This is a genomic window from Alistipes sp. CAG:268 (assembly GCA_000434235.1).
GTDB classification, from domain to species: Bacteria; Bacteroidota; Bacteroidia; order Bacteroidales; family Rikenellaceae; genus Alistipes; species Alistipes avistercoris.
Map to the genome: position 1 here is coordinate 1 of FR891993.1, position 21,773 is coordinate 21,773.

The 21,773-nt window shown below is 60.7% G+C and carries 18 protein-coding genes and 2 pseudogenes; 11 read left to right on the forward strand and 9 right to left on the reverse strand.

Features of this window, described 5'->3' with window-relative positions; genetic code table 11:
* Nucleotides 1-133 precede the first annotated feature (133 nt).
* Genes QZL63_RS04530 through surE form a run of 3 tightly spaced genes read right to left on the reverse strand, consistent with a single transcriptional unit; the run spans nt 134 to nt 2,568 of the window.
* Complete coding sequence (locus tag QZL63_RS04530; protein ID WP_022308139.1) at nt 134-781, reverse strand: response regulator; 648 nt, start codon at nt 779-781, stop codon at nt 134-136.
* 8 nt (nt 782-789) lie between these two features.
* Nucleotides 790-1,770 (reverse strand): sensor histidine kinase, encoded by a 981-nt coding sequence (locus QZL63_RS04535; protein ID WP_022308140.1) that lies wholly within the window; start codon nt 1,768-1,770, stop codon nt 790-792.
* A 27-nt stretch (nt 1,771-1,797) separates the two neighbouring features.
* The gene (gene surE / locus QZL63_RS04540; protein WP_022308141.1) at nt 1,798-2,568 is read right to left on the reverse strand and encodes a 5'/3'-nucleotidase SurE; all 771 of its coding nucleotides are present in this window, start codon (nt 2,566-2,568) and stop codon (nt 1,798-1,800) included.
* A 307-nt stretch (nt 2,569-2,875) separates the two neighbouring features.
* On the opposite strand from surE, the gene rplS reads away from it, so the two are divergent.
* Nucleotides 2,876-3,253 carry a 50S ribosomal protein L19 gene (gene rplS, locus QZL63_RS04545; protein WP_022308142.1) on the forward strand — a complete coding sequence of 126 codons (378 nt, stop codon included), beginning with the start codon at nt 2,876-2,878 and terminating at the stop codon, nt 3,251-3,253.
* A 298-nt stretch (nt 3,254-3,551) separates the two neighbouring features.
* On the opposite strand, the gene QZL63_RS04550 is transcribed toward rplS, so the two are convergent.
* Both QZL63_RS04550 and QZL63_RS04555 read right to left on the reverse strand, forming a co-directional pair.
* Nucleotides 3,552-4,832, reverse strand: coding sequence for an MFS transporter (locus tag QZL63_RS04550; RefSeq protein ID WP_022308143.1), 1,281 nt, complete (start codon nt 4,830-4,832; stop codon nt 3,552-3,554).
* Between the two features lie 58 nt (nt 4,833-4,890).
* Nucleotides 4,891-5,880, reverse strand: a complete 990-nt coding sequence (locus tag QZL63_RS04555; RefSeq protein ID WP_022308144.1) for a polyprenyl synthetase family protein — start codon at nt 5,878-5,880, stop codon at nt 4,891-4,893.
* 87 nt (nt 5,881-5,967) lie between these two features.
* Between QZL63_RS04555 and QZL63_RS04560 the strand changes: the two are divergent.
* From QZL63_RS04560 to QZL63_RS04605, 10 genes and pseudogenes are all read left to right on the forward strand, one after another.
* Nucleotides 5,968-8,515, forward strand: a pseudogene (locus QZL63_RS04560) (YfhO family protein).
* Nucleotides 8,505-9,386 (forward strand): cell division protein FtsX, encoded by an 882-nt coding sequence (locus QZL63_RS04565; protein ID WP_022308146.1) that lies wholly within the window; start codon nt 8,505-8,507, stop codon nt 9,384-9,386. Before QZL63_RS04560 ends, QZL63_RS04565 begins: the two are co-directional and overlap by 11 nt.
* A 5-nt stretch (nt 9,387-9,391) precedes the next feature.
* Nucleotides 9,392-9,649, forward strand: coding sequence for a DUF3098 domain-containing protein (locus QZL63_RS04570; RefSeq protein ID WP_022308147.1), 258 nt, complete (start codon nt 9,392-9,394; stop codon nt 9,647-9,649).
* A gap of 27 nt (nt 9,650-9,676) precedes the next feature.
* A complete protein-coding gene (locus QZL63_RS04575; RefSeq protein WP_022308148.1) occupies nt 9,677-10,468 on the forward strand; it encodes an undecaprenyl-diphosphate phosphatase in 792 nt (263 codons plus the stop codon).
* 26 nt (nt 10,469-10,494) lie between these two features.
* The gene (gene truB / locus QZL63_RS04580) at nt 10,495-11,184 is read left to right on the forward strand and encodes a tRNA pseudouridine(55) synthase TruB (protein ID WP_290586068.1); all 690 of its coding nucleotides are present in this window, start codon (nt 10,495-10,497) and stop codon (nt 11,182-11,184) included.
* A gap of 61 nt (nt 11,185-11,245) precedes the next feature.
* Nucleotides 11,246-12,295: a tRNA preQ1(34) S-adenosylmethionine ribosyltransferase-isomerase QueA gene (queA, locus tag QZL63_RS04585; protein ID WP_022308150.1), complete on the forward strand. Its 1,050-nt coding sequence runs from the start codon at nt 11,246-11,248 to the stop codon at nt 12,293-12,295.
* A 50-nt stretch (nt 12,296-12,345) separates the two neighbouring features.
* Nucleotides 12,346-13,152 (forward strand): glycogen/starch synthase, encoded by an 807-nt coding sequence (locus QZL63_RS04590; RefSeq protein WP_022308151.1) that lies wholly within the window; start codon nt 12,346-12,348, stop codon nt 13,150-13,152.
* Entirely contained in the window at nt 13,136-14,815 is a 1,680-nt protein-coding gene (locus QZL63_RS04595; RefSeq protein ID WP_022308152.1) for a DUF4270 domain-containing protein, read from the forward strand. The genes QZL63_RS04590 and QZL63_RS04595 overlap by 17 nt, the downstream gene beginning before the upstream one ends.
* 82 nt (nt 14,816-14,897) lie before the next feature.
* Nucleotides 14,898-17,195 carry a type I DNA topoisomerase gene (gene topA, locus QZL63_RS04600; RefSeq protein ID WP_022308153.1) on the forward strand — a complete coding sequence of 766 codons (2,298 nt, stop codon included), beginning with the start codon at nt 14,898-14,900 and terminating at the stop codon, nt 17,193-17,195.
* A gap of 28 nt (nt 17,196-17,223) precedes the next feature.
* Complete coding sequence (locus QZL63_RS04605; protein WP_022308154.1) at nt 17,224-18,426, forward strand: aminopeptidase C; 1,203 nt, start codon at nt 17,224-17,226, stop codon at nt 18,424-18,426.
* A gap of 311 nt (nt 18,427-18,737) precedes the next feature.
* Here the strand turns inward: QZL63_RS04605 and QZL63_RS04610 are convergent, their stop codons facing one another.
* The 4 genes and pseudogenes from QZL63_RS04610 to QZL63_RS04625 all read right to left on the reverse strand — a co-directional run.
* The gene (locus tag QZL63_RS04610; RefSeq protein ID WP_022308155.1) at nt 18,738-19,391 is read right to left on the reverse strand and encodes a pentapeptide repeat-containing protein; all 654 of its coding nucleotides are present in this window, start codon (nt 19,389-19,391) and stop codon (nt 18,738-18,740) included.
* The gene (locus QZL63_RS04615; RefSeq protein ID WP_022308156.1) at nt 19,388-19,951 is read right to left on the reverse strand and encodes a 4'-phosphopantetheinyl transferase family protein; all 564 of its coding nucleotides are present in this window, start codon (nt 19,949-19,951) and stop codon (nt 19,388-19,390) included. The genes QZL63_RS04610 and QZL63_RS04615 overlap by 4 nt, the downstream gene beginning before the upstream one ends.
* Nucleotides 19,948-21,228, reverse strand: a complete 1,281-nt coding sequence (gene gldE, locus QZL63_RS04620) for a gliding motility-associated protein GldE (protein WP_022308157.1) — start codon at nt 21,226-21,228, stop codon at nt 19,948-19,950. The genes QZL63_RS04615 and gldE overlap by 4 nt, the downstream gene beginning before the upstream one ends.
* A 15-nt stretch (nt 21,229-21,243) precedes the next feature.
* Nucleotides 21,244-21,773 (reverse strand): annotated as a pseudogene (locus tag QZL63_RS04625) (cell division protein FtsZ); the annotation flags it as partial.

A 21,773-nucleotide genomic window follows, 5' to 3' on the forward strand; every position in this document is an offset into this window, starting at 1 on the left:
GGCTTTCCATGCATGGAAAGCCGCTCTCCTTTATACTACTCCATGCCACCGGTCCGCCGGGGAGGTATCCGGAAAGCCTGCGGGTCCGGCGAAGGAGACGGACGAAGGCGGCACCGCGGACGCTGCCCGCCGGTCAGATATCGACGATGCCGTTGCGGATGGCATAGACCACGAGGCTGGCCGTATTCTTGCAACCGGTCTTCTCGAGGATGTTGGCGCGGTGCTTGTCCACCGTACGTTTCGAAATGAAGAGTTCATCGGCGATCTCCTGATTCGAGAGTCCCCGGCAGACGGCCACCAGGATCTCCCGCTCGCGCGACGAGAGCTGATCGTCGGCCAGTTCGTCGTGCTCGCGGGCGTGCATCCGCCCGGTGAGCGACGAGAGCAGCCGCGGCGAGAAGTAACTGCCGCCGCCCATGACCGCCGCAATCGCCTCGAGCACGTCGCCGATGTCGGAGTCCTTCAGCAGAAAGCCCCGCGCCCCGGCCTCGACCATGCGCGAATAGTAGCTCTCCTCACCGAACATCGACAGCGTGATGATCCTCAGATCGGGACAACGCGCCAAAGCCCGCTCGGTGGTCTGGGCGCCGTCGAGCCCCGGCATCGAGAAGTCCATGAAAACGATGTCCGCCGCAAAGGACTCCTGCTCCAGGAGCGAGAGGAACTCCTCGCCGCTCGAGGCTTCGCCCACGACGCGGAATCCCTCGTTGCGTTCGAGCAGCCCCCGCAGTCCGTTGCGGAAGAGCGAATGGTCATCGACCAGTATGATTCTGCACTCCATGACGACTCCTATTTTTTCCGGCGGCGCGAACGGCGCTGTTCCGAAACGACACTCTCCTGCGTATTGACCCGGATGGCGGCCCGCATCCCCTTGCCCTTCGCCGAGGCGATATCGAACGTCCCGCCCAACGAGTTGATCCGCGAGGCGATGTTCGAGAGGCCCATGCCGCAATCCATCATCGCCTGCGGGTTGAAGCCCCGTCCGTCGTCCGAATAGTCGAGCGCCAGCTCCGACCCGTTCTGCGAAAGCGAAAGGTTGATGGCCCGGCAGCCCGAATGCTTGAGCGAATTGTTGATCAGCTCGCAGATCACCCGGTAGAGGATCACCTCGACATCCGTATCGTAACGCTCCGTGCGGAGGTTGGTCGTGAAGCGGATCTTCACGTCGTGCATCGCAACGCTCTTGTCGATGAAGTTCTGCACGCCGCGCGCCAGTCCGAAATCGTTGAGCACGTGGGGCGAAAGGTTGTTCGAGATCTCCCGGAGCGAGCGGATCGCCTCCTCGATAACATAGGTCGTATTGTCGATGATCTCGCGCTGTTCGGCGTTGCGCTCGTCGCGCGAAAGGGCCGTGAGCGACATCTTCGCCGACGAGAGCAGCGGGCCCAGGCCGTCATGCAACTCCTTCGAGAAGCGCGACCGCGCCTTCTCCTCGGTACGCAGCACAGCCGTGAGGATCCGCTTGTTGAGCAGCGTCCGCTGGTGGTTCAGCCGGTCGATGTAGGTGAAGAGCTTGTGGGCGTACATCACGCCAATCGAGAGGCAGATCGAGACCGTAACCCCCAGGTAGGCGAACCACCAGCGCGGCATCACCTCGACCCCCAGGTCGATGAGCAGCTGTACGAGCCGCTCGATGGTCAGCAACGAAAAGCCCACGATGAAGAGAATCCACACCGAGTTGTATTTCGTGGCGCGCACCAGCCGGAGCGCATAGATCGTCGCCAGCGTCTGGACGATGATCGAGATGACGAGCAGGACTTTGATCAGCATAGGACTCGGTTTTTTACAAAGATAACACTATTTCAGCACTTCGCCAAGGGTTGCCAGGCGGCCGTAGTCGGTCAGGTCCACCTGCACGGGGACCACTGAGACGTAGCCGTGCGCCAGCGCCCACTCGTCCGTATCCTCGGCCTCGGGTTCGGCATTGACGAAATCTCCCGTGAGCCAGAAGTACTCCCGGCCCCGCGGGTCCTCGTGGCGATAGAACTCCTCGCGCCAGAAGCCGCGGTTCTGGCGGCAGAGGCGGATGCCCTTCACCTGCTCGGGGCGTCCCTTCGGGACATTGACGTTCAGACACAGCGGCAGTTCGACCTGGCCCTCGAGCACGGCGCCGACGATCCGCCGGCCATACTCCACGGCCGCATCGAAGTCGGCATCGGCCGAGTGGTCGTCGAGCGACAGCCCGATCGACGGGCAGCCGTAGAAGCTCCCCTCGATGGCCGCACCCATCGTCCCCGAATAGAGGACATTGACCGCCGAGTTCGAGCCGTGGTTGATGCCCGAGAGCACCAGATCGACCCGCCTGCCGCGCAGCAGGCAGTCGAGCCCCATCTTCAGGCAATCGACCGGCGTGCCGGAAAAGGCATAGAGCGTGAGCCCCTCTTCCTCGCGGACCTTACGCAGGTAGAGCGGGTTGTACATCGTAATGGCCTGGCTCATGCCGCTCTGCGTCGTCTCGGGAGCCACGGCCACCACGCGGCCGAAACCGCGGGCCACATCGATCGCGGCAGCCAGCCCCTTCGAGGCATAGCCGTCGTCATTGGTTACCAGTATCAGTCGTTCATCCATCGTTTTTCTCCTGTTTTGCCTGCAAAGATAACGATTTTCCCCTGCTCCGGGAGGATTTTTCATCCGATGCTTGTGTCGTTCGGAAAATTCTTCCTATCTTTGCGGTCCCCAACGGGGCGTGTACCGACCTCTTTCATTGGGTGTCAGCGCAAATGCGAAGGTCGAGAGGACCGGGGCGGCGGGCCGGAGACGGCAGGCGGCAGCGGGAGTCGAGACCGCATCGCGGGATTACGGGCCAGGGAGTCCGTATGGTAGCGGCGGCACAGCGGGAATGTCGGATGCGAAACACAAAAAAATTGTTGCAACAATGAACAAAGACGCAATCATCAAGCTCGTCAATGAGCAGATGTGGCCCAAGACGGATGCCGACATTCCGTCGTTCAAGGCCGGAGACACGATCACCGTATCCTACAAGATCATCGAGGGTAACAAGGAGCGCGTACAGAGCTTCCGCGGCGTGGTGATCCAGATCAAGGGACAGGGCAAGACCAAGATGTTCACGATCCGCAAGGTATCGAACGGCGTCGGCGTGGAGCGCATTTTCCCGCTCTACTCGCCCCACATCGAGAAGATCGAGGTCAATAAGATCGGTGTCGTTCGCCGCGCCCGCATCTACTACCTGCGCGATCTGACCGGCAAGAAGGCCCGCATCAAGGAGAAGCGCATGACCAGCACGGAGAAATAGTTCCGACGGTCGTATGGAAAAACCGGATGGTTCCCGATGGAGCCATCCGGTTTTTGTTTCCGTCCGGAACACACAACGCCAGGAGTTTCCCGGGAACCGGAAGAAGACAAGGACCGGATCCGGAAGCATGGGCCGGAGCGGAGAAGGCGGCCGGTGCACAAACGGAGGCCGGAGAGGAATTCAGACCCGAGAAGAGCACCGCAGTTCAAGACCGAATCCGCAAGGTCCTTTTCAGCGAACGGATGCGAAAAGGGGCGCCTGAAAGAGGCGCCCCTTGTTTTTCGGAAGATTCCGGGTATCAGTCATTGACCGGAATGTCCTTATTGACGTTCTTCGAACCGGCAAGTGCATAGTAAAGGATGAATGCCAGACCCACGACGATCACCCAGTAGCTCGACAGGTAACCGGCGAAATCGGCAACGCCGCCCTGGATGAGCGGAAGCACACCGCCACCGCAAACCATCACCATGAAGAAGCCCGAGCCCATCGACGTATACTTGCCCAACCCCTCGACTGCCAGGTTGAAGATACCGCCCCACATCACCGAAGTGCAAAGGCCGCACAGCGTCAGGAAGACCACGCCGACCGGGACCTGAACCATGGCAAAGCCGGTTCCGGTAAATACCGGCATCGAAGCCGTCGCAGTCACGGGAGCGAAAATTCCGGCCAGCACGAAGAGGATGGCCAGCGACGAAACCACCGTAAGCTGCACCTTGCTCGACACCTTGCCGCCGACGATACCGCCGATCAGACGTCCGCACATCATCAGGAACCAGTAGGTTCCGACAAGCGAACCTGCAGCAGCAGCGGCCATGCCCATACCGGCATCCGGAGCAGCCGTAAGGAAGAGGTTCATGAAGTTGGGAATACCGACCTCGACACCCACATAGATGAAGATGGCCACGGCACCCAGTACGAAGTGACGGAACGAAAGAGCACTGTGCTTGTCCTTTTTGGCCTCGGCGCGCTTCTCCTCGATGGCGTACGGCTCGGGAATATTAACCATGTAGAGGACAATGAACACTACGGCAAAAATTCCCATGGCGATGAACAGGGCCGGAGCGGCATCGCTGATCGTGGCACGGGCCACGTCACCCATCAGGTAACCTACCAGAATCGGGACGATCGTTGCCGAAATCGAATTGAGCGAACCGCCGAACTGAATCAGCTGGTTGCCCTTCTTGCCGCCGCCGCCCAGCGTGTTGAGCATCGGATTGACCACCGTATTGAGCATGCACATCGAGAAGCCCGAGATGAATGCGCCCACGAGGTAAACGGCAAAACTGCCTGCCTCACCCGAAAGATACTGGACACCGACACCGACGAACCCGACGGCCACGGCTGCCAGAGCCGTCTTCTTGTAACCGATCCGATTGAGCATCATACCGGCCGGAATACCCATCACGGCATAGGCGATGAAATTGGCAAAATTGCCCAGCTGCGACATCCAGTTCGCTACGGAGAACTGATTCTTGACGATTACGCCCAGCGGGTTTGCGAGACCCGTCACGAACGAAATCATGGCAAAGAGCGCGAACATCATGATGATGGGCAGCGTGTAATTCTTTTTTTGTTCCATACGTGTTGTTTTGAGATTATTTTTAGGTTGTGGGTAATTTTCAGGTCGTAACTGCATATTACCGGTCTCTCTCGGCGATATAGGCACAGAGATTCACCAGCGCCGAGCGGTATTCGGAATCCTCGTAGTCGGAGAGCATCCCCACGGCACGCGAGATGTATCCCTGCATGACCTCGGCCGCGAAGGAGAGTCCCCCCTCCTGCTCCACCACTCCGCGCAGATACTCCACCTCGCTGTCGTCCTCATGACAACGGGCCAGTCTGCCCAGCAGATCGGCCCGTCGCTCCGCCGACGCACGGTCGAGCACGGCCAGCAGCGGCAGCGTGATCTTCCCTTCGCGCAGGTCGTTGCAGGCCGGCTTCCCGGTCTGGGCCGAAGGCGTATAGTCGAGGATGTCGTCCTGGATCTGGAAGGCCATGCCCACGGCCTCGCCGAAACGGCGCATCGTGGCGACCTTGTCACGCGTAGCACGCACAGCCAGGGCGCCGGCCGAAGCGCTCACCCCGAGCAGGCTGGCAGTCTTTTTGTAGATGATGTCCAGGTAGGTCTGACGGGTCATGCGGTGCGCCGCGGCACATTCGTCCTGCAGCACCTCGCCCTCGCACAGAGCGGCCATTGCGCCGCAGACGTGCGTCACCAGGTCGAACTGGCCGCTCAGCAGACCGATGTTCATGTTCTTGGCCAGGATGTAGTCGCCCAGGATCACCGCCTTGTGCGACTGCCAGCGGGCATTGACCGATGGTTTGCCGCGCCGCGTGTCGGCCTCGTCGATCACGTCGTCGTGGATGAGCGACGCCACATGGATCATCTCCACGAGCATGGCGGCCAGACAGGCGCGCCGGCCACCGGCGGCGGCCTTCACGGGAGCGTTCAACGCGGCCGAAAGCATGACGAGGAGCGGCCGGATGCCCTTGCCGCGCGACGAGAGCGCATACCGCAACATATCGGAAAGCAATTCACCCTCGGCAGTGAACTGGCTCTCGACGAATGCGTCGAATGCCTCCAGCTCCGCCGTAACGGGTTTGCGGATGTCTTCGAGTGTAATCATATGTGCAAAGATAGTCATTTTTCGTAAGGAAAGGAGTGACTCTCGATGTTTTTTCGTACCTTTGGCAATCGGTTAAGACTCGACAGAATGAATTTTTCGAAAGGTTCCGCAGCGAAAATACTCCCTGCAGTCGTGGCGCTTGTCCTCTTCTTCATCGTGAGCGCCGCCTATTTCGCCCCCCAGTTCCGGGGCGAGGTGCTGCCCCAGCACGACGTGCTGCAATACGAGGGAATGGCCCGGGACATCACCCAAATGCGCGCCGAACGGGATGAAGACCCCCAATGGACCGGCGGCATGTTCGGCGGCATGCCCGCCTACCTGATCAACGTGGCCTACCCGGCACAGGCGGTCAAGCGTACCGTCGGGCAGGTGGTCAAACTGATCGACACCCCGGCCGCATTCCTCTTCTTCTCGATGGCCGCCATGTGGTGCATGCTGCTCATCTTCGGCATCAACCCCTGGATCGGCATCGTCGCCGCACTGGCCTACGGACTCTCGACTTACTTCCTGCTGATCATCGGCGCGGGCCACATCACCAAGATGTGGGCGCTGGTCTACGCCCCGCTGATGATGGGCGGCGCATGGATGACCCTGCGCGTCAACCTCTGGTACATGGATGACCCTGCGCGGCAACCTCTGGTACGGCGCCGCACTGACGGCGCTGGCCACCTCGCTCGAAATCGGCGCCAACCACCCGCAGATTACCTACTATTTCCTCGTGGCGATGGCCGCGCTGTGGATCAGCGAGGGGATTTTCGCCTTGCGCGGAAAGCGGATGCGCGACTTCGCCCTGCGTACCGCGGCACTGGCCGGAGCGGGCATTCTGGCCGTCGGATCGAACTTCGCGCCGCTGTGGTACACGGCCCAGCACACGAAGGAGACCATCCGCGGCGGCTCGGAGCTGGCCGCAACGGCCTCCCCGTCGGAGAGTGCCCGGGGCGGGCTCGACCTCGACTACGCCACGGCGTGGAGCTACGGCCGCACGGAGACCTTCAACCTGCTCATCCCCGACTTCATGGGACGCCAGTCGGCCACGACCTTCCCAGCCGACGGAGAGACGGCTGCCGTGCTGAACGACTACGGGTTGCGCGGTGCGGCACAACAACTCCCGACCTACTGGGGTACGCAGCCCTACACGGGAGGCCCGACCTATCTGGGCGCCGCGGCGATCTTCCTCGCCGTACTGGGGCTCATCCTGTTGCCCGGCCGCAGCAAGTGGTGGATCGCGGCGGTCTGCGTGCTGATGATCCTGCTCTCATGGGGCCGCAACCTAATGGGATTCACCGAACTGGCCTTCAAGCTGCTCCCCGGATACGACAAGTTCCGCACGGTCTCGATGACGCTCGTCGTCGTGCAGTGGGCCGTACCGCTGCTGGGAGCCGCGGCGCTTATGCGCCTGTGGCGCGATGAGATCCCGCGCGAACGGGTATGGCGCGCCCTGGCCTGGAGCGCCGGAATCACCGGCGGACTCTGCCTGCTCTTCGCCGTGGCCGGATCGGCCCTCTTCGACTTCGGCCGCGAGGCAAGCGCCGAAATGATGACCGAACAGTTCCACCACATCTTCCAGGCCAACGACATGCAGCAGTACATCGACCGCGGCATGGATATCGAATGGGGCGCCGCAACGGCCGACGCGATGGCCGCCGACCGGGCCGCGATGATGCGGCACGACGCCTGGCGTTCGCTGCTGATGATCCTGCTGGCGGCCGGATGCGTGGGACTCTTCGTCCTGCGCAGGATCGGGAAATTCGCCCTTGCGGGAACGCTGGCGGCCGTCATGCTGCTGGACCTCGTACCGGTGGACCTGCGCTTCCTCTCGGGAGAGAACTTCGTGTCACCCCGCCGGCAGCAGGTAACCCCCTCGGCCGCCGACCGGGCCATCATGGAGGACAAGGAGCCGGGATACCGGGTACTGAACCTCACGGTCAGCCCCTTCAACGACGCCACGACCTCCTACTTCCACCGCTCGGTGGGCGGATACCACGGTGCCAAGCTCGCCCGCTATCAGGACCTGATCGACCGCTATCTGAACGACCTGGACGACGGCGTACTCGACATGCTCAACACGCGCTACCTGATCGTACCGGGCGACGACGGGCAGCCCGAGGCGGTGCGCCGCCCCTCGCCCAACGGGGCCGCATGGTTCGTCGATCGAATCGTCGCGGGCGACACCCCGCAGCAGGAGATCGACCTGCTGGACGAGACCGACCTGAAGACTACGGCCGTGGTCGGCTCCCGGGACAGGGGTGAGGCCGAAAAGACGCTGCCCGCACGGGCGGAAGGCGACTCGACCGCCGTGCGGACGATCGCCCTCACGGAATACCGCCCCAACTACCTCAAATACGAATATTCGTCACCCGAAGAGGCCGTTGCGGTCTTCTCGGAGATCTATTACGACCGGGGCTGGACGGCCTGGGTGGACGGCGAGCAGGCACCCGCCTTCCGCGCCGACTACGTGCTGCGCGCCATGCGCCTGCCGGCCGGCAGGCACACCGTCGAATGGAGGTTCCGCGCCCCCCGCTGGGAGGCGGTCGAAGGGGTGACGCTCGCCTGCTCGCTGCTGATCCTGCTGGGAGCTGCCGCGGCGCTGATACATTGTTTCCGCAAGAAAAAAGAGACAAGCCATGAAGGATGACAAACGGCTCAAACGCAAGGTCCGCAACTCCTACATCGTCTCGACGGTGAGCATCGCACTGGTGCTCTTCCTGCTCGGGTCGGTGGGTTACCTGATGGTTGCGGCGATGAAGGTGGCTGATACACTCCAGTCGAGCATCGCCGTCAGCGTCGAGCTGAAAAACGGGCTGAGTGAAGAACAGCGCGCCGAAATCGAGCAGAAGCTCTCCGAGGAGGCGCTCGTCTCGACGATCTCCTTCCTTGCCAAGGAGCAGAAGATCGAAGACCAGGAGTTCCGCAAGATGTTCGGCAGCACGTTCGAGGAGGTGCTCGAGGAGAATCCGCTGCTCGACTCGTTCGAACTGACCCTCACGTCGGCATCGGCCGACAAGGAGCTGCTCGACGGGTTCATCGCCGCCGTCGAACGCATCGAGGGCGTGGACCGCGTCTCCTATCCGGCCCGCATGGCCGAACGGCTCCACGCCACGGTGGGCAAGATCCGCCTGGTGCTGCTGCTCTTCGGCGGGGCGCTGCTCGTCATCTCGCTCATCCTGGTGAGCAACACGATCCGGCTGGCGATCTTCTCGAAACGTTACCTGATCAACACGATGAAACTGGTCGGCGCAACCAAGTGGTTCATCATGCGGCCGTTCCTGGGCAGCAGCATCACGCAGGGCATACTGGCCGGACTGGGCGCCGCAGCCCTCTTCGCACTGGCCGTCTACGGACTCAACGAGACCATCCCCGAACTGACGACGATCGCCGAGGCCGGCAAGATCGCCATCATTCTCGGCGCGATGATTGCAGGCGGCGTAGTGATATCGGGGCTCTTCACGCTGGCCGCCCTGAACAAATTCGTCAATATGAAGTCGAACAAGATATACCTTTATTAAATTAAATGAAAAAAGAGCAGTCCAAGAAAACGGAATCCGCACAGGAGGATCCCCGCATGCCCCTCACGCGCCGCAACTACATCCTGCTGGCCATCGGTTTTGCCGTCATCCTCCTCGGCTTCGTGCTGATGACGGGAGGCGGCAGCGATTCGCCCGACGAATTCAACTACGCCATGTTCTCGTGGCGGAGGATCACGCTGGCCCCGATCCTCGTGGTCGGCGGCTTCGTCCTGGAGATCTATGCCATTCTGAAACGCTACTGACACCCCGCACAAGAAAACAACTGACCCGTGGATACATTGCAAGCCATCCTGCTCGGCATCGTGCAGGGCATCACCGAATTTCTTCCCGTCTCGAGCAGCGGGCACCTTCAGATCGCCAAGGAGCTGCTGGGCGTGGAGATCGAAGAGAACCTCACGTTCGACGTCATCCTGCATGCCGCCACCGTGCTGAGTACGATCGTTGTGCTCTGGCACGAGGTGTGGCGCCTGCTCAAGGGGCTCTTCTCGCGCCGTTTCAACGAGGAGCAGGCCTACATCCTCAAGATCGTCGTCTCGATGATCCCGATCGGCATCGTCGGTTTTCTGTTCAAGGAGCAGATCAACGCCCTGCTCGACGCCCCCTGGATCCTCGCCTTCGTAGGCGCCATGCTGCTGCTGACGGCCGCCCTGCTGGCCTTCGCCTACTATGCCAGGCCGCGGCAGCGGGAGACAATCTCCTACCGCGACGCCTTCATCATCGGACTGGCGCAGGCGTGTGCCGCCATGCCCGGACTCTCGCGTTCGGGCTCGACCATCGCCACCGGTCTGCTGCTCGGCAACAAGAAGACGGCCGTAGCCCAGTTCTCGTTCCTCATGGTCCTCGCACCGATCCTCGGCGAGACGTTGCTCGAGGCCGCCGGCGGCGAGCTGACGGCCAGCGTCGCCACCGGGCCGCTCGTAGCCGGATTCCTCGCCTCGTTCATCACGGGATGCCTGGCCTGCCGCTTCATGATCGAAATCGTCAAACGGGGCCGTCTGATCTGGTTCGCCGTCTACTGCGCCCTGGCCGGCATCATCTCCATTCTGAGCTACATATGCTGACATCCGACGCACACGACCTGCACGGCATCAACTTCGAGGAGGGGTACATCGCCGTGGTGGACAAGCCCCTGCGCTGGACCTCGGCCGACGTGGTCCGCAAGGTCAAGTTCACCCTCCGCAAACTCGGATACCGCCGCATCAAGGTGGGACATGCAGGAACACTCGATCCGCTGGCGACGGGCATCCTGCTCGTCTGCATCGGCCGCGCCACGAAGATGGCCGACGCGCTGCAGGCCGAGGAGAAGGAGTATGTGGCCGACGTGATGCTCGGCGCCACGACCCCGAGTTACGACCTCGAACACGAGATCGACGCCACCTATCCCTGGGAGCACATCACGCGCGAGGCCGTCGAGGAGGCCCTCCGGTCGCTCACCGGCGAACGGTTGCAGGAGCCGCCCGTTTACTCGGCCAAGAAAATCGAAGGAACGCGCGCCTACGAACTGGCCCGCGCGGGCAAGGAGGTCGAGTTGCGCAAGGCCCGGATCACGATCTACGAGATGGAGCTGCTCGAATGCGACCTGCCCCGGATCCGGATCCGCGTGCGGTGCAGCAAGGGGACCTACATCCGTTCGCTGGCCCGCGAGATCGGCGAGGCGCTCGACAGCGGCGCCCACCTCACCTCGCTGCGCAGGACCCGCAGCGGCGGTTTCACGCTGGCCAATGCCTGGGATCTGGAGGATTTTCTCAAAAATCTGCAAAATTCTGAAACAAAATAGCTTTTTTTGCGTATAGAAAATAATCTGTCTCATTTTCAGAACGTAAAAAGAGCGTCAAACTATGAAATTATCGCAATACGGCTACGAGTTCTCGCCCGACATGCTGGCCCGGTATCCGGCCGAGAACCGCGATGAATCGCGTCTGATGGTGATCAATCGGGCCAAGGGCACCATCGAGCACCGCATCTTCAAGGACATCATCGAGTACTTCGACGAAAAGGACCTCTTCGTATTCAACGATACCAAGGTCTTCCCCGCACGTCTGTACGGCAACAAGGAGAAGACCGGGGCCGAGATCGAGATCTTCCTGCTGCGCGAGCTCAACCGCGAGCTGCGCCTGTGGGACGTATTGGTGGACCCCGCCCGCAAGATCCGCATCGGCAACAAGCTCTACTTCGGCGACGACGACCTGCTCGTGGCCGAAGTGATCGACAACACCACATCGCGCGGACGTACGCTCCGCTTCCTCTTCGACGGCTCCTACGAGGAGTTCAAACAGGCGCTCTTCAGCCTCGGCGAGACCCCCCTGCCCAAATGGGTACGCGAAAAGGTGGAGCCCGAGGACGCCGAACGTTACCAAACCATCTTCGCCCGCCACGAGGGCGCCGTGGCCGCCCCGACGGCCGGCATGCACTTCTCGAAGCACCTGATGAAGCGCATGGAGATCAAGGGCATCGACTCGGCCTTCATCACGCTGCATGTCGGACTGGGCAACTTCCGTACGGTCGATGTCGAGGATCTCTCGAAGCACAAGATGGACTCCGAGCAGTTCTTCGTTACGGACGAGGCCGCCGAGGCGGTAAACCGGGCCAAACGCGAGGGCCGCAAGGTGGCGGCCATCGGCACCACGGTGATGCGCACGCTCGAGACGGCCGTATCGACCAACGGCATGATCAAGCCCATGGAGGGGTGGACCAACAAGTTCATCTTCGCCCCCTACGACTTCACGGTCGCCGACGCCATGGTTACCAACTTCCACCTGCCTTACTCCACGCAACTGATGATGGTAGCGGCATTCGGCGGCTACGAGACGGTGATGAACGCCTACAAGATCGCCCGCGAAGAGAAGTACCGCTTCGGCACTTACGGCGACGCAATGCTCATTCTTTAAGAAATTTTTCGTATCTTTGCAAAATAAGCGCTTAAAAAAATAGACGAAACATGGCCAGCAAGATTCTGTACGTTTGCCAGGAGATCACTCCCTATCTGCCCGAAACGGAGAACTCCCGGCTGTGCCGTGCGCTGACGCAGGCGATGCAGGAGCGCGGCAACGAGATCCGGACCTTCATGCCGCGCTACGGCTGCATCAACGAGCGCAGGCACCAACTGCACGAAGTGATCCGCCTCTCGGGCATGAACCTCATCATCGACGACAACGACCACCAGCTTATCATCAAGGTGGCCTCGATCCCCTCGGCCCGCGTACAGATCTACTTCATCGACAACGACGACTACTTCTCGCGCAAGGCCGTGCTGACCGATGCCGAAGGGAACTACTTCGCCGACAACGACGAACGGTCGATCTTCTTCGCCCGCGGCGTGCTGGAGACGGTCAAGAAGCTGCGCTGGACCCCGTCGATCGTACACTGCCACGGGTGGTTCTCGTCCGTGGTGCCGGTCTACCTGAAACACGTCTTCGCCGACGACCCGATCTTCCGCGACGTGAAGATCGTCGTCTCGCTCTACGGCGACGGATTCCCCGGATCGCTCGACCCCGGATTCGCCGACAAGATCGCCGGCGAGGGGGTCAAGGACAAAAATCTCGGAATAATCGCAGACCCGTCATACGAAAATCTCTGCCGCTTCGTTATGGAGTATGCCGACGGCGTGGTTGCGGCATCCGCGGAGGTAGATCCCCGGGTGCTGGAGATCGTCCGTGAAAGCGGGAAACCGATGCTCGAATACCAGTCGCCCGACGCGGAGGACTTTTTCGATAATTACAACCGATTCTATGAAGCGATTCAATAACATTCGCCGGCTGTTGCTCTCCGCCGCGACGCTCGCCGTCGTCGGCACGTCGATGCTCCCGGGCTGCACGTCCGTCGATGACACGCTGGGGTCGAACCTCGTTCCGGACAACCAGCAGATGTACGCAGGATACGTCACGATCCCCCGGATTGACGAGCTCAACCCGAAACAGTACGTCGAAACACGCCTCTACCAGACCGATTCAATCATCTCGTCGAACATCTCCTACGGATACTTCGGCCAGCAGCTCAACGACACGATCGGACGCCGCACGGCAGGGTTCCTCTCGCAGATGATCAACTACTACTCGGTGCCCGAGGGCTACTTCGGCGAAAACCCGATCTTCGACTCGGCGCTGCTGCTGCTCTCGGTCGAGAAATACGGCGTGGACACGCTCACCACGCAGCATTTCGCCGTATACGAGATCCTGAGCAACGACTACCTGAAGGAGGTCGAGGAGGATACGACCTTCTACATCGGATTCGACCCCGTGAAGGCGGGTGTCTATGATCCGCAGAAACCGCTCTCCCGCTTCACGCTCGGCGGCGAGAAGGAGGGCGAAGGACCGGCAGCCACCTATGTGACGCTCACCCCGACCGAGGAGGGCAAGCAATATGTCCGCCACCTGATGCTCCAGAAGGCATTCGACGGCGACGACTTCCCTTATGAGAACGACTACTCGATCTACAGCGTGGACAGCGTCGAGCAGTGGGTCGAGCAGTTCCGCGGCCTCTACATAGCCCCGGATCCCGATCAGATGATCTCGGAGTACGGCAAAGGCACGGTCTTCGGGACGAAACTCGAGACGTCGGGACTGGCCATTTACGGCCGAACCCGCGTCAAGGAGGACCCATCGCTGATCCAGGATACGGTCGGAATGGTCTACTACTTCTATGAAACGACCAGCAACAACGGATTCGGAAACGTTTCGGTCAATACGGTCACGCATAACTACGAAGAGGCCACGACAGCCACGAAGATCAACATCGACGATGCCCGCGAGACGAACGAGAACCGTCCGCTCCATTCGCGGATCCATGTCGAGGGTCTGGGCGGTGTCATCAGCGAGATGACCTTCACCCGGGAGTTCTTCGAGACGCTCGACGCCGAGATCGAGGCCGAGAACGAACGCAACAACAAGGATTTCCGTACGCTGGCTTTCAGTCAGGTCACCATGTCGCTCTACTTCAACGACAGCGAGTACGACTGGGAGAACATCGGATCGGGCAGCGGCAACCTCAGCCGTCTGGTCGAGCAGATGTCGGCAGCTCCCGAACGGTTGGGCATGTATACGGACTACAAGAAGCTCACCCCGATCGCCGACTACTACTATACCTACGAGCAGCAGTACGAGACCGAATTGGACTATTACGGCAAGATCAACCGCAGCCGCGGATGCTACGTGATGAATATCACGGCCTACATGCAGAGTCTCTGGAACAGCTATGTCGAAGAGCGCGACGCTGCGAAGGCCGAGGGACGCGAGATCGACATGGACAACGTCAAGAACCGTACGGTCTACCTCGGCCCGGAGGCCTACAGCCTCTATACGAACTCGTTCGGTGAGGTTCAAGGCATGCCGACAAGCGATTCGGGCGGGACACTCTTACCGGAGAACAATGCCCCGATCCGCTTTACGATCTCATACAACATGATCAAATAAGCAAACGATAAACCCTTGTGCGGAACCTAAGTGTGCAGATACTTAGGTTTTCGCATTTCTGAAAAAGCCATCAAAAAAAGCAATGCAGGAAAATTTAGTCATCGTCGAGTCCCCTGCCAAGGCCAAGACCATCGAAAAGTTCCTCGGCTCGGATTATATCGTCAAATCGAGTTTCGGACACATCCGCGACCTCTCGAAAAAAGACCTCGGAATCAACATCAACGAGGGGTTCAAGCCCGTCTACGAGATTCCGGGAGACAAGAAGAAGGTCGTCGATGAACTCACCAAACTCGCGAAGACGAAAACCGTATGGCTCGCATCCGATGAAGACCGCGAAGGAGAGGCCATCGCATGGCACCTGACCGAAGTGTTGGGTCTCCCGGTCGATCAGACGAAACGCATCGTCTTCCACGAAATCACCAAGCGTGCGATCCTCGAGGCAATCGAGAACCCCCGTACGGTGAACATGAACCTCGTGAACGCCCAGCAGGCGCGCCGCATCCTCGACCGTCTGGTCGGCTTCGAACTCTCGCCCGTGCTGTGGAAAAAGGTCCGGCCCGCACTCTCGGCCGGGCGTGTGCAGTCGGTCGCCGTGCGGCTGATTGTCGAGCGCGAGCGTGAGATCATCGCCTTCCGCTCGGCGCCCTACTTCCGGGTCGTTGCACAGTTCCATGCCGCCGGTGATGCGGAGAAGACGCTCTTCAAGGCCGAGCTGCCGACACGCTTCGAGACCGAGCAGCAGGCCCGCGAATTCCTCGCACAGTGCATCGGCGCCACCTTCACGGTCGTCAAGTCCGAGGAGAAGCCGGCCCAGCGCTACCCCGCACCGCCGTTCACCACCTCGACGCTCCAGCAGGAGGCAGGTCGCAAATTGGGCATGTCCGTATCGCAGACGATGTCCGTGGCCCAGCACCTCTACGAACAGGGATTGATCACCTACATGCGTACCGACTCGGTGAACCTCTCGCAGCAGGCCCTTGCGCAGTGCAAGGAGGAGATCATCAAGCTCTACGGCGAGAAGTATTCGTCGTGGCACAACTACAAGACCAAGACCAAAGGCGCACAGGAGGCCCACGAAGCCATTCGTCCCTCGTACATCGACCGCCAGTCGATCGAGGGCACCCCGGCCGAGAAGAAACTCTACGACCTGATCTGGAAACGGACGGTCGCCTCGCAGATGGTCTGCGCCGAACTGGACCGCACGACGATCACCATCGACATGAGCGGCTCGGAACATCAGTTCGTGGCCCAGGGCGAGGTGATCCGCTTCGACGGATTCCTGCGCCTCTACTCCGAATCGACCGACGACGACCAGAGCGCCGAGAGCGGCGAGGGGCTGCTGCCCAAGCTCACGGCCGGCGACCGCGTGCTTGCGGCGCAGATCACGGCCACGGAGCGCTTTACGACCCCGCCGGCCCGCTACAACGAGGCTTCGCTCGTCAAGCGGCTCGAGGAACTCGGCATCGGCCGTCCTTCGACCTACGCCCCGACCATCACGACAATCATCAACCGCGGCTACGTGGTCAAGCAGAGCAAGGAGGGACAGAAGCGCTCCTACCTGCAGCTGACGCTCTCGGGCGACCGGATTGCAGACAAGACCCTCACGGAAAACAGCGGCAAGGAGAAGAACCGGCTCTCGCCCACCGACATCGGCATGGTAGTGAACGACTACCTCGAGGCCCAGTTCGGACCGATCATCGACTACAACTTCACGGCCAATGTCGAGAAGGAGTTCGACCGCATCGCCGAGGGGGACATCACCTGGGAAAAGATGATCGACGACTTCTACGGCCCGTTCCACAAGATGGTCGATTCGGCTATTGCCACGCAGCCGGCCAAGACGCGCGAAGTACGCATCCTGGGCAACGATCCCGCAACGGGACATGTCGTCAAGGCTCGCATCGGCCGCTACGGCCCGATGGTCGAGATCGAGGGCAACCCGGGCGAGAAGAGCCGCTTCGCCTCGCTCAAGAAGGGACAGCTCATCGAGTCGATCACGCTCGACGAGGCGCTCGAACTCTTCGCCCTGCCGCGCGACCTGGGCAAACTCGACGGCGAGACGCTCAGCGTCGGCATCGGCAAGTACGGCCCCTACGTGCGCTACGGCAAATCGTTCGCCTCGCTGGCCAAGAGCGACGACCCCTACACGATCACCTACGAACGCGCCGTGGAGCTGATCGAGGCCCACAAGGCGGCTGCGGCTGCGGCCAACACCCCGCTGCGGAGCTTCGAAGAGGATCCCGACATGCTCGTCAAAAACGGCCGCTACGGCGCCTACATCGCCTACAAGGGCAAAAACTACCGCATCCCGCGCGGTACGAAGCCCGAGGAGCTGACGCTCGAAGAGTGTATGAAAATCGTATCGAATTCGAAAAAATAAACACTAACCCACCAAACGATCAACGCCTATGAAAAGACTGATGCTTTCCGCCGTCGCGTTCTGCCTCGCTCTCACGGCAGCGGCACAGACCGACACCAACAACGACTCCGCACCGGGCTACCAGTTCACCGACGTGAAGGTGATCGAGACCACACCGGTCAAGGACCAGAGCCGCAGCGGCACCTGCTGGTGCTTCTCGACCCTCTCGTTCCTCGAGAGCGAGATCATCAAGGCCGGAGGTGAGCCGATGCACCTCTCGGAGATGTGGATCGTGCGCCACTCGTTCATGGACAAGGCCGAAAAATACGTGCGCATGCACGGAACGCTGAACTTCGCCGAGGGCGGTGCCGCCCACGACGTGACCGAAGGGATCCGCGAGCACGGCATCGTGCCGTTCGAGGTTTACCCGGGTCTGAACTACGGGACCACAAAACCCGACTTCCACGAGATCTCGGAGGTGCTGAAATCGTACCTCGACGCCGTGATCCGCGCAGCGGGCAACAAGCCTCTCTCGACGGCCTGGAAGCGCGGCTTCAACGCCATTCTTGACGAGTATTTCGGTGTCCTGCCCGAGACCTTTACCTACGAGGGCAAGGAGTATACCCCCGAGAGCTTCGCCGCCTCGCTGCCGATCTCGATGGACGACTACGTGGACGTCTCGTCGTTCACGCACCACCCCTTCTACTCGCGCTTCATCATCGAAGTGCCCGACAACTGGATGTGGGCCGAGGTATACAACGTACCTCTCGAGGAGATGATGCAGATCGTGGACAACGCCCTCGAAAACGGCTACACGGTGGCCTGGGGCACGGACGTGAGCGAGAAGGGCTTCAGCCGCACCAAGGGTATCGGCGTCATTCCCGAAGCCGACCTCGAAGGCATGAGCGGCACGGAGGCCGAGCGCTGGGGCAAGCTCACCGAACAGGAGAAGGAGGCTGCCCTCTACAAGTTCGACAAACCGGGCAAGGAGCGCACGATCACGCAGGAGATGCGCCAGACTTCGTTCGACAACTGGGAGACGACCGACGACCACGGCATGTTGATCATGGGCTTAGCCAAGGATCAGAACGGGACTCCCTACTACAAGGTGCAGAACTCGTGGAACACGGTAGCGCCCTACGACGGATTCTGGTACTTCTCGAAACCTTTCGTGGCCTACAAGACCACGTCGCTCATGGTAAACAAGAATGCCATTCCGAAGGAGATCGCCAAGAAACTTGGACTGAAATAAGTTCCGAGGCAACGAAACGAAAAGCCCGCTCCATGCATGGAGCGGGCTTTTCGTTTGATATGAAGTTTCGGTATTCGTTTTCGGAATAAAGGGGAGAATTACATCTCGCTCAGCTTGATGCTCTCACCCAACATAATCAGAGCGGTGCGTACCCACTCGTTGATCTTTGCTTTCATCTCAATTGAACCTTTTAAATAGTTATTAAAAAATCTTATCATCTAAGACGGGCGCAAAGATAGAATGGCGGAAGGAATTCTCCAAATATATTATTCAGAAAATTTAGTAAATATGTAAATTTTTTGAGTATTTCATTAATCTTCGATCTCGACTCCCAGAAGACGGACCAGATCACAGGCCTGCAAAGCATTCACCTTCAACCCATTCAGTTCTACAGACGAAATTTCACGGATTCGGATGCCGCGAATATCCGAATCGGCCAAAGAGATACCGCGCAGCCGGGTTCCGAAGAACTCCGCACCGGCAAGGCGGCATTCGGAAAAGGCGACCTGCTCGAAACGACACTCCGCAAAGGCTCCGCCGGAGAGGTCGCAGCCGGCGAAGCGCACGTGCCGCATACGCGACTGCGCAAAACCGGCATACTCCGCACGGCAGCGCTCCGCCGCAACATGCTGCAGCGACGCCTCGGAGAGCGAAGCTCCCGAGAGGCGGCAGTCGATGAAACGGACACGAAAAAGGCCGGCGCCGGTAAGATCGGCCACTGAGAGGTCGCAGTTGCGGAAAACGACATCAGCCAAATGGGCATGCCGCCACACCACCCCGGAGAGGCGGCATCCGGTGAAACTGCAGCCCGTGACGGCAAGATGGTCGCAGGCAAGTCCCGAGATGTCACCGCCCCGGAAGGCACGGCCGGAGACCTCCTCTTCGCGGGCAAGAAGATCGGGCGTCTCTACCGGCAAGGCCGTACCAGAAAGCTGCGGTTCGGCGATTTTGATCTCGGGATTCATAAGATACAGACCAACATGCAACCCTCCTCGCGGCGCATCAAAAGACTGAGCGGTGCCCCGCCCGCAATCGAGCCCACGATCCGCCCCGCCTCCGCATCCAGCGACAGGACGCGCAGGTCGCGCAGGAGGTCCAGTTCGCGCCGCCGGGCATATTTGTAAAGGGTCTCCTTGGCACACCACACGGCCGCAGGCCACCAGGGTTCGGCAGAGAGCGCCCGCTCGGAAGAGGTCATGTAACGGTCGGCAACACGCCCGAAGTCGCGCTCCTCGGACTCGACATCGACGGCACACGGAGCGTCGGAGATGCAGACGGCAACCCGCTGCGGACAGTGTGAAACGGAGAGAAAGGCGGAACCGTCCGCCAGGCAGGGGGCGCCTGCAGCGTCATAGGTGATCTCCACGCAGCGTCCCAGTTCCCGCCGGACCATCGTCCGCCAGGTGAGGTACTCGGCCCGGCGGCGCGCCGAGCCGAAAGCAGCGGCGGCGGCCAGTTCGGCGGCTGCCACCCACGGCCCGGTCTCCCCGGCATCGAGGAGCGGCCCGGTCAGCAGGCGTTTCATGGCACATCGACCCGGATCTTGTCGATCCGGTGGCCTTCGACCTCCTGCACCGTGAAACGGATATCGTGCGACGTGAAGGTGTCGCCCTTGCGCGGGAAGTCGCGCTTGAGTTCGAGCATCAGCCCCGCGAGCGTCTCGGCCTCGCCCCTGACATCGGCAAAGGTATCCTCGTCGAGCTCGAGAACCCGCTCGAAATCGCCCAGATGAGTCTTGCCGTCGAAAAGATAGCTCTTGGCATCAAGACGCGTATAGAAGGATTCGTCGTTGTCGCTCTCGTCCGAGATCTCGCCGACGATCTCCTCGATGATGTCCTCGAGCGAGACGAGTCCGAGCGTCGATCCATACTCATCGACGACGATCGCCATGTGTATCTTGTTTGACTGGAAGTCGGCCAGCAGGTCGTTGATCTTCTTGTGCTCGGGAACGAAATAGGGCTTACGGACCAACTGCTGCCAGGCGAAGTCGGCGCCGTTGTTGATGTAGGGCAGCAGATCCTTGACATAAAGCGTGCCGCGGATGTGGTCCATATCCTCCTCGTAGACGGGGATCCGCGAGAAACCCGACCCGATGATCGTCCACTTGACCGTCTCGTAATCTGCCGTAGCGTCGAGTGCCGTCATGTCCACACGGGGCTTCATGATCTCCTGCACCTCGGTATTGACGAAATTGACGATGCCCGACAGCATCACATGCTCCTCGGGGCTCGAGCTCTGCGTCATGTCTACGGCATCGGCCAACTCGTCGAGCGATATTTCGCTCTTGTGCACGGCCTTCTCGCTGATGCGGCTGGTGGCGTGGACCAGCAGATAGGAGAGCGGGTAGAAGATCCAGCGCAGGACCAGCAGCGGCTGTGCCACCATCGAAGCGAAACGCATCGGCATGGTCTGAGCGAGCACCTTCGGAAGGATCTCGCCGAAGAGCAGAAGCAGGAAGGTCACCAGCACGGTCTTGAAGAGGAATTCGAAACGGAGGAACGTGAAGACCGAATCGATGATGTGGGCCGTGAGGATGACGATGCAGATGTTCACGAGGTTGTTGATGACCAGAATGGTAGCCAGCAACAGATCCACGTCCCCCAGCAGGCGCAGCACGGCGGCGGCCGAAGCGCTCCGTCTGCTCTTGAGCCGATTGACATCGTTGTGTGAAAGGGAGAAAAACGAGGTTTCGGCCCCCGACACGAGCGCCGAAACACACAACAGGCAGAGGGTCACCGCGCACAGCACGGCAAGACGCGGCTCAAAGCCGTTGAAAACGATCCACGAAGCGGTATCTTCCAAACTGCAAAGTATTGGTTAGTCGAACAGCGAGCCGCCCTTCGGCTCGTCCTTCTGATGCTGCGAGCCGCTGCCGGCATCGTCGCGCAGCACCTCTTTGCGGCCACCCGTAGCCTGAACGATGAACTTCGAGTTGCGGGTCTGGTAGGCCGGTTTGGCCAGCAGGGCCTCGATGTTGCTGTAACGCGTGGATTTGGCCCCGAGCATCACCTGCTCGACGGGGCGCTGTGCGAGACGGGGCTGCACGGGCTTGATCGGTTCGAGCACCGGAGTGGCCGGCTCCTGCGGAGCGGGATCCGGCTGCCGCACGGGCGGGACCAGCGGGTGCATGCCGTGCTCCTCCTCGTCGCCCTCGAAGCCGGTAGCCACCACCACCAGCTCGATGGCGTTGCCCAACTGCGGCTTCTCGCTCGTACCCCAGATGATGTTGGCGTTGTGCACCACCCCCCGGTCATCCTGCACGCTGGCATGTGTCTGGATGTACTCCAGGATGCGCACAACCTCCTCGTACATGAGCGAATCGGCGTCCGACACGGAGATGTTCAGCA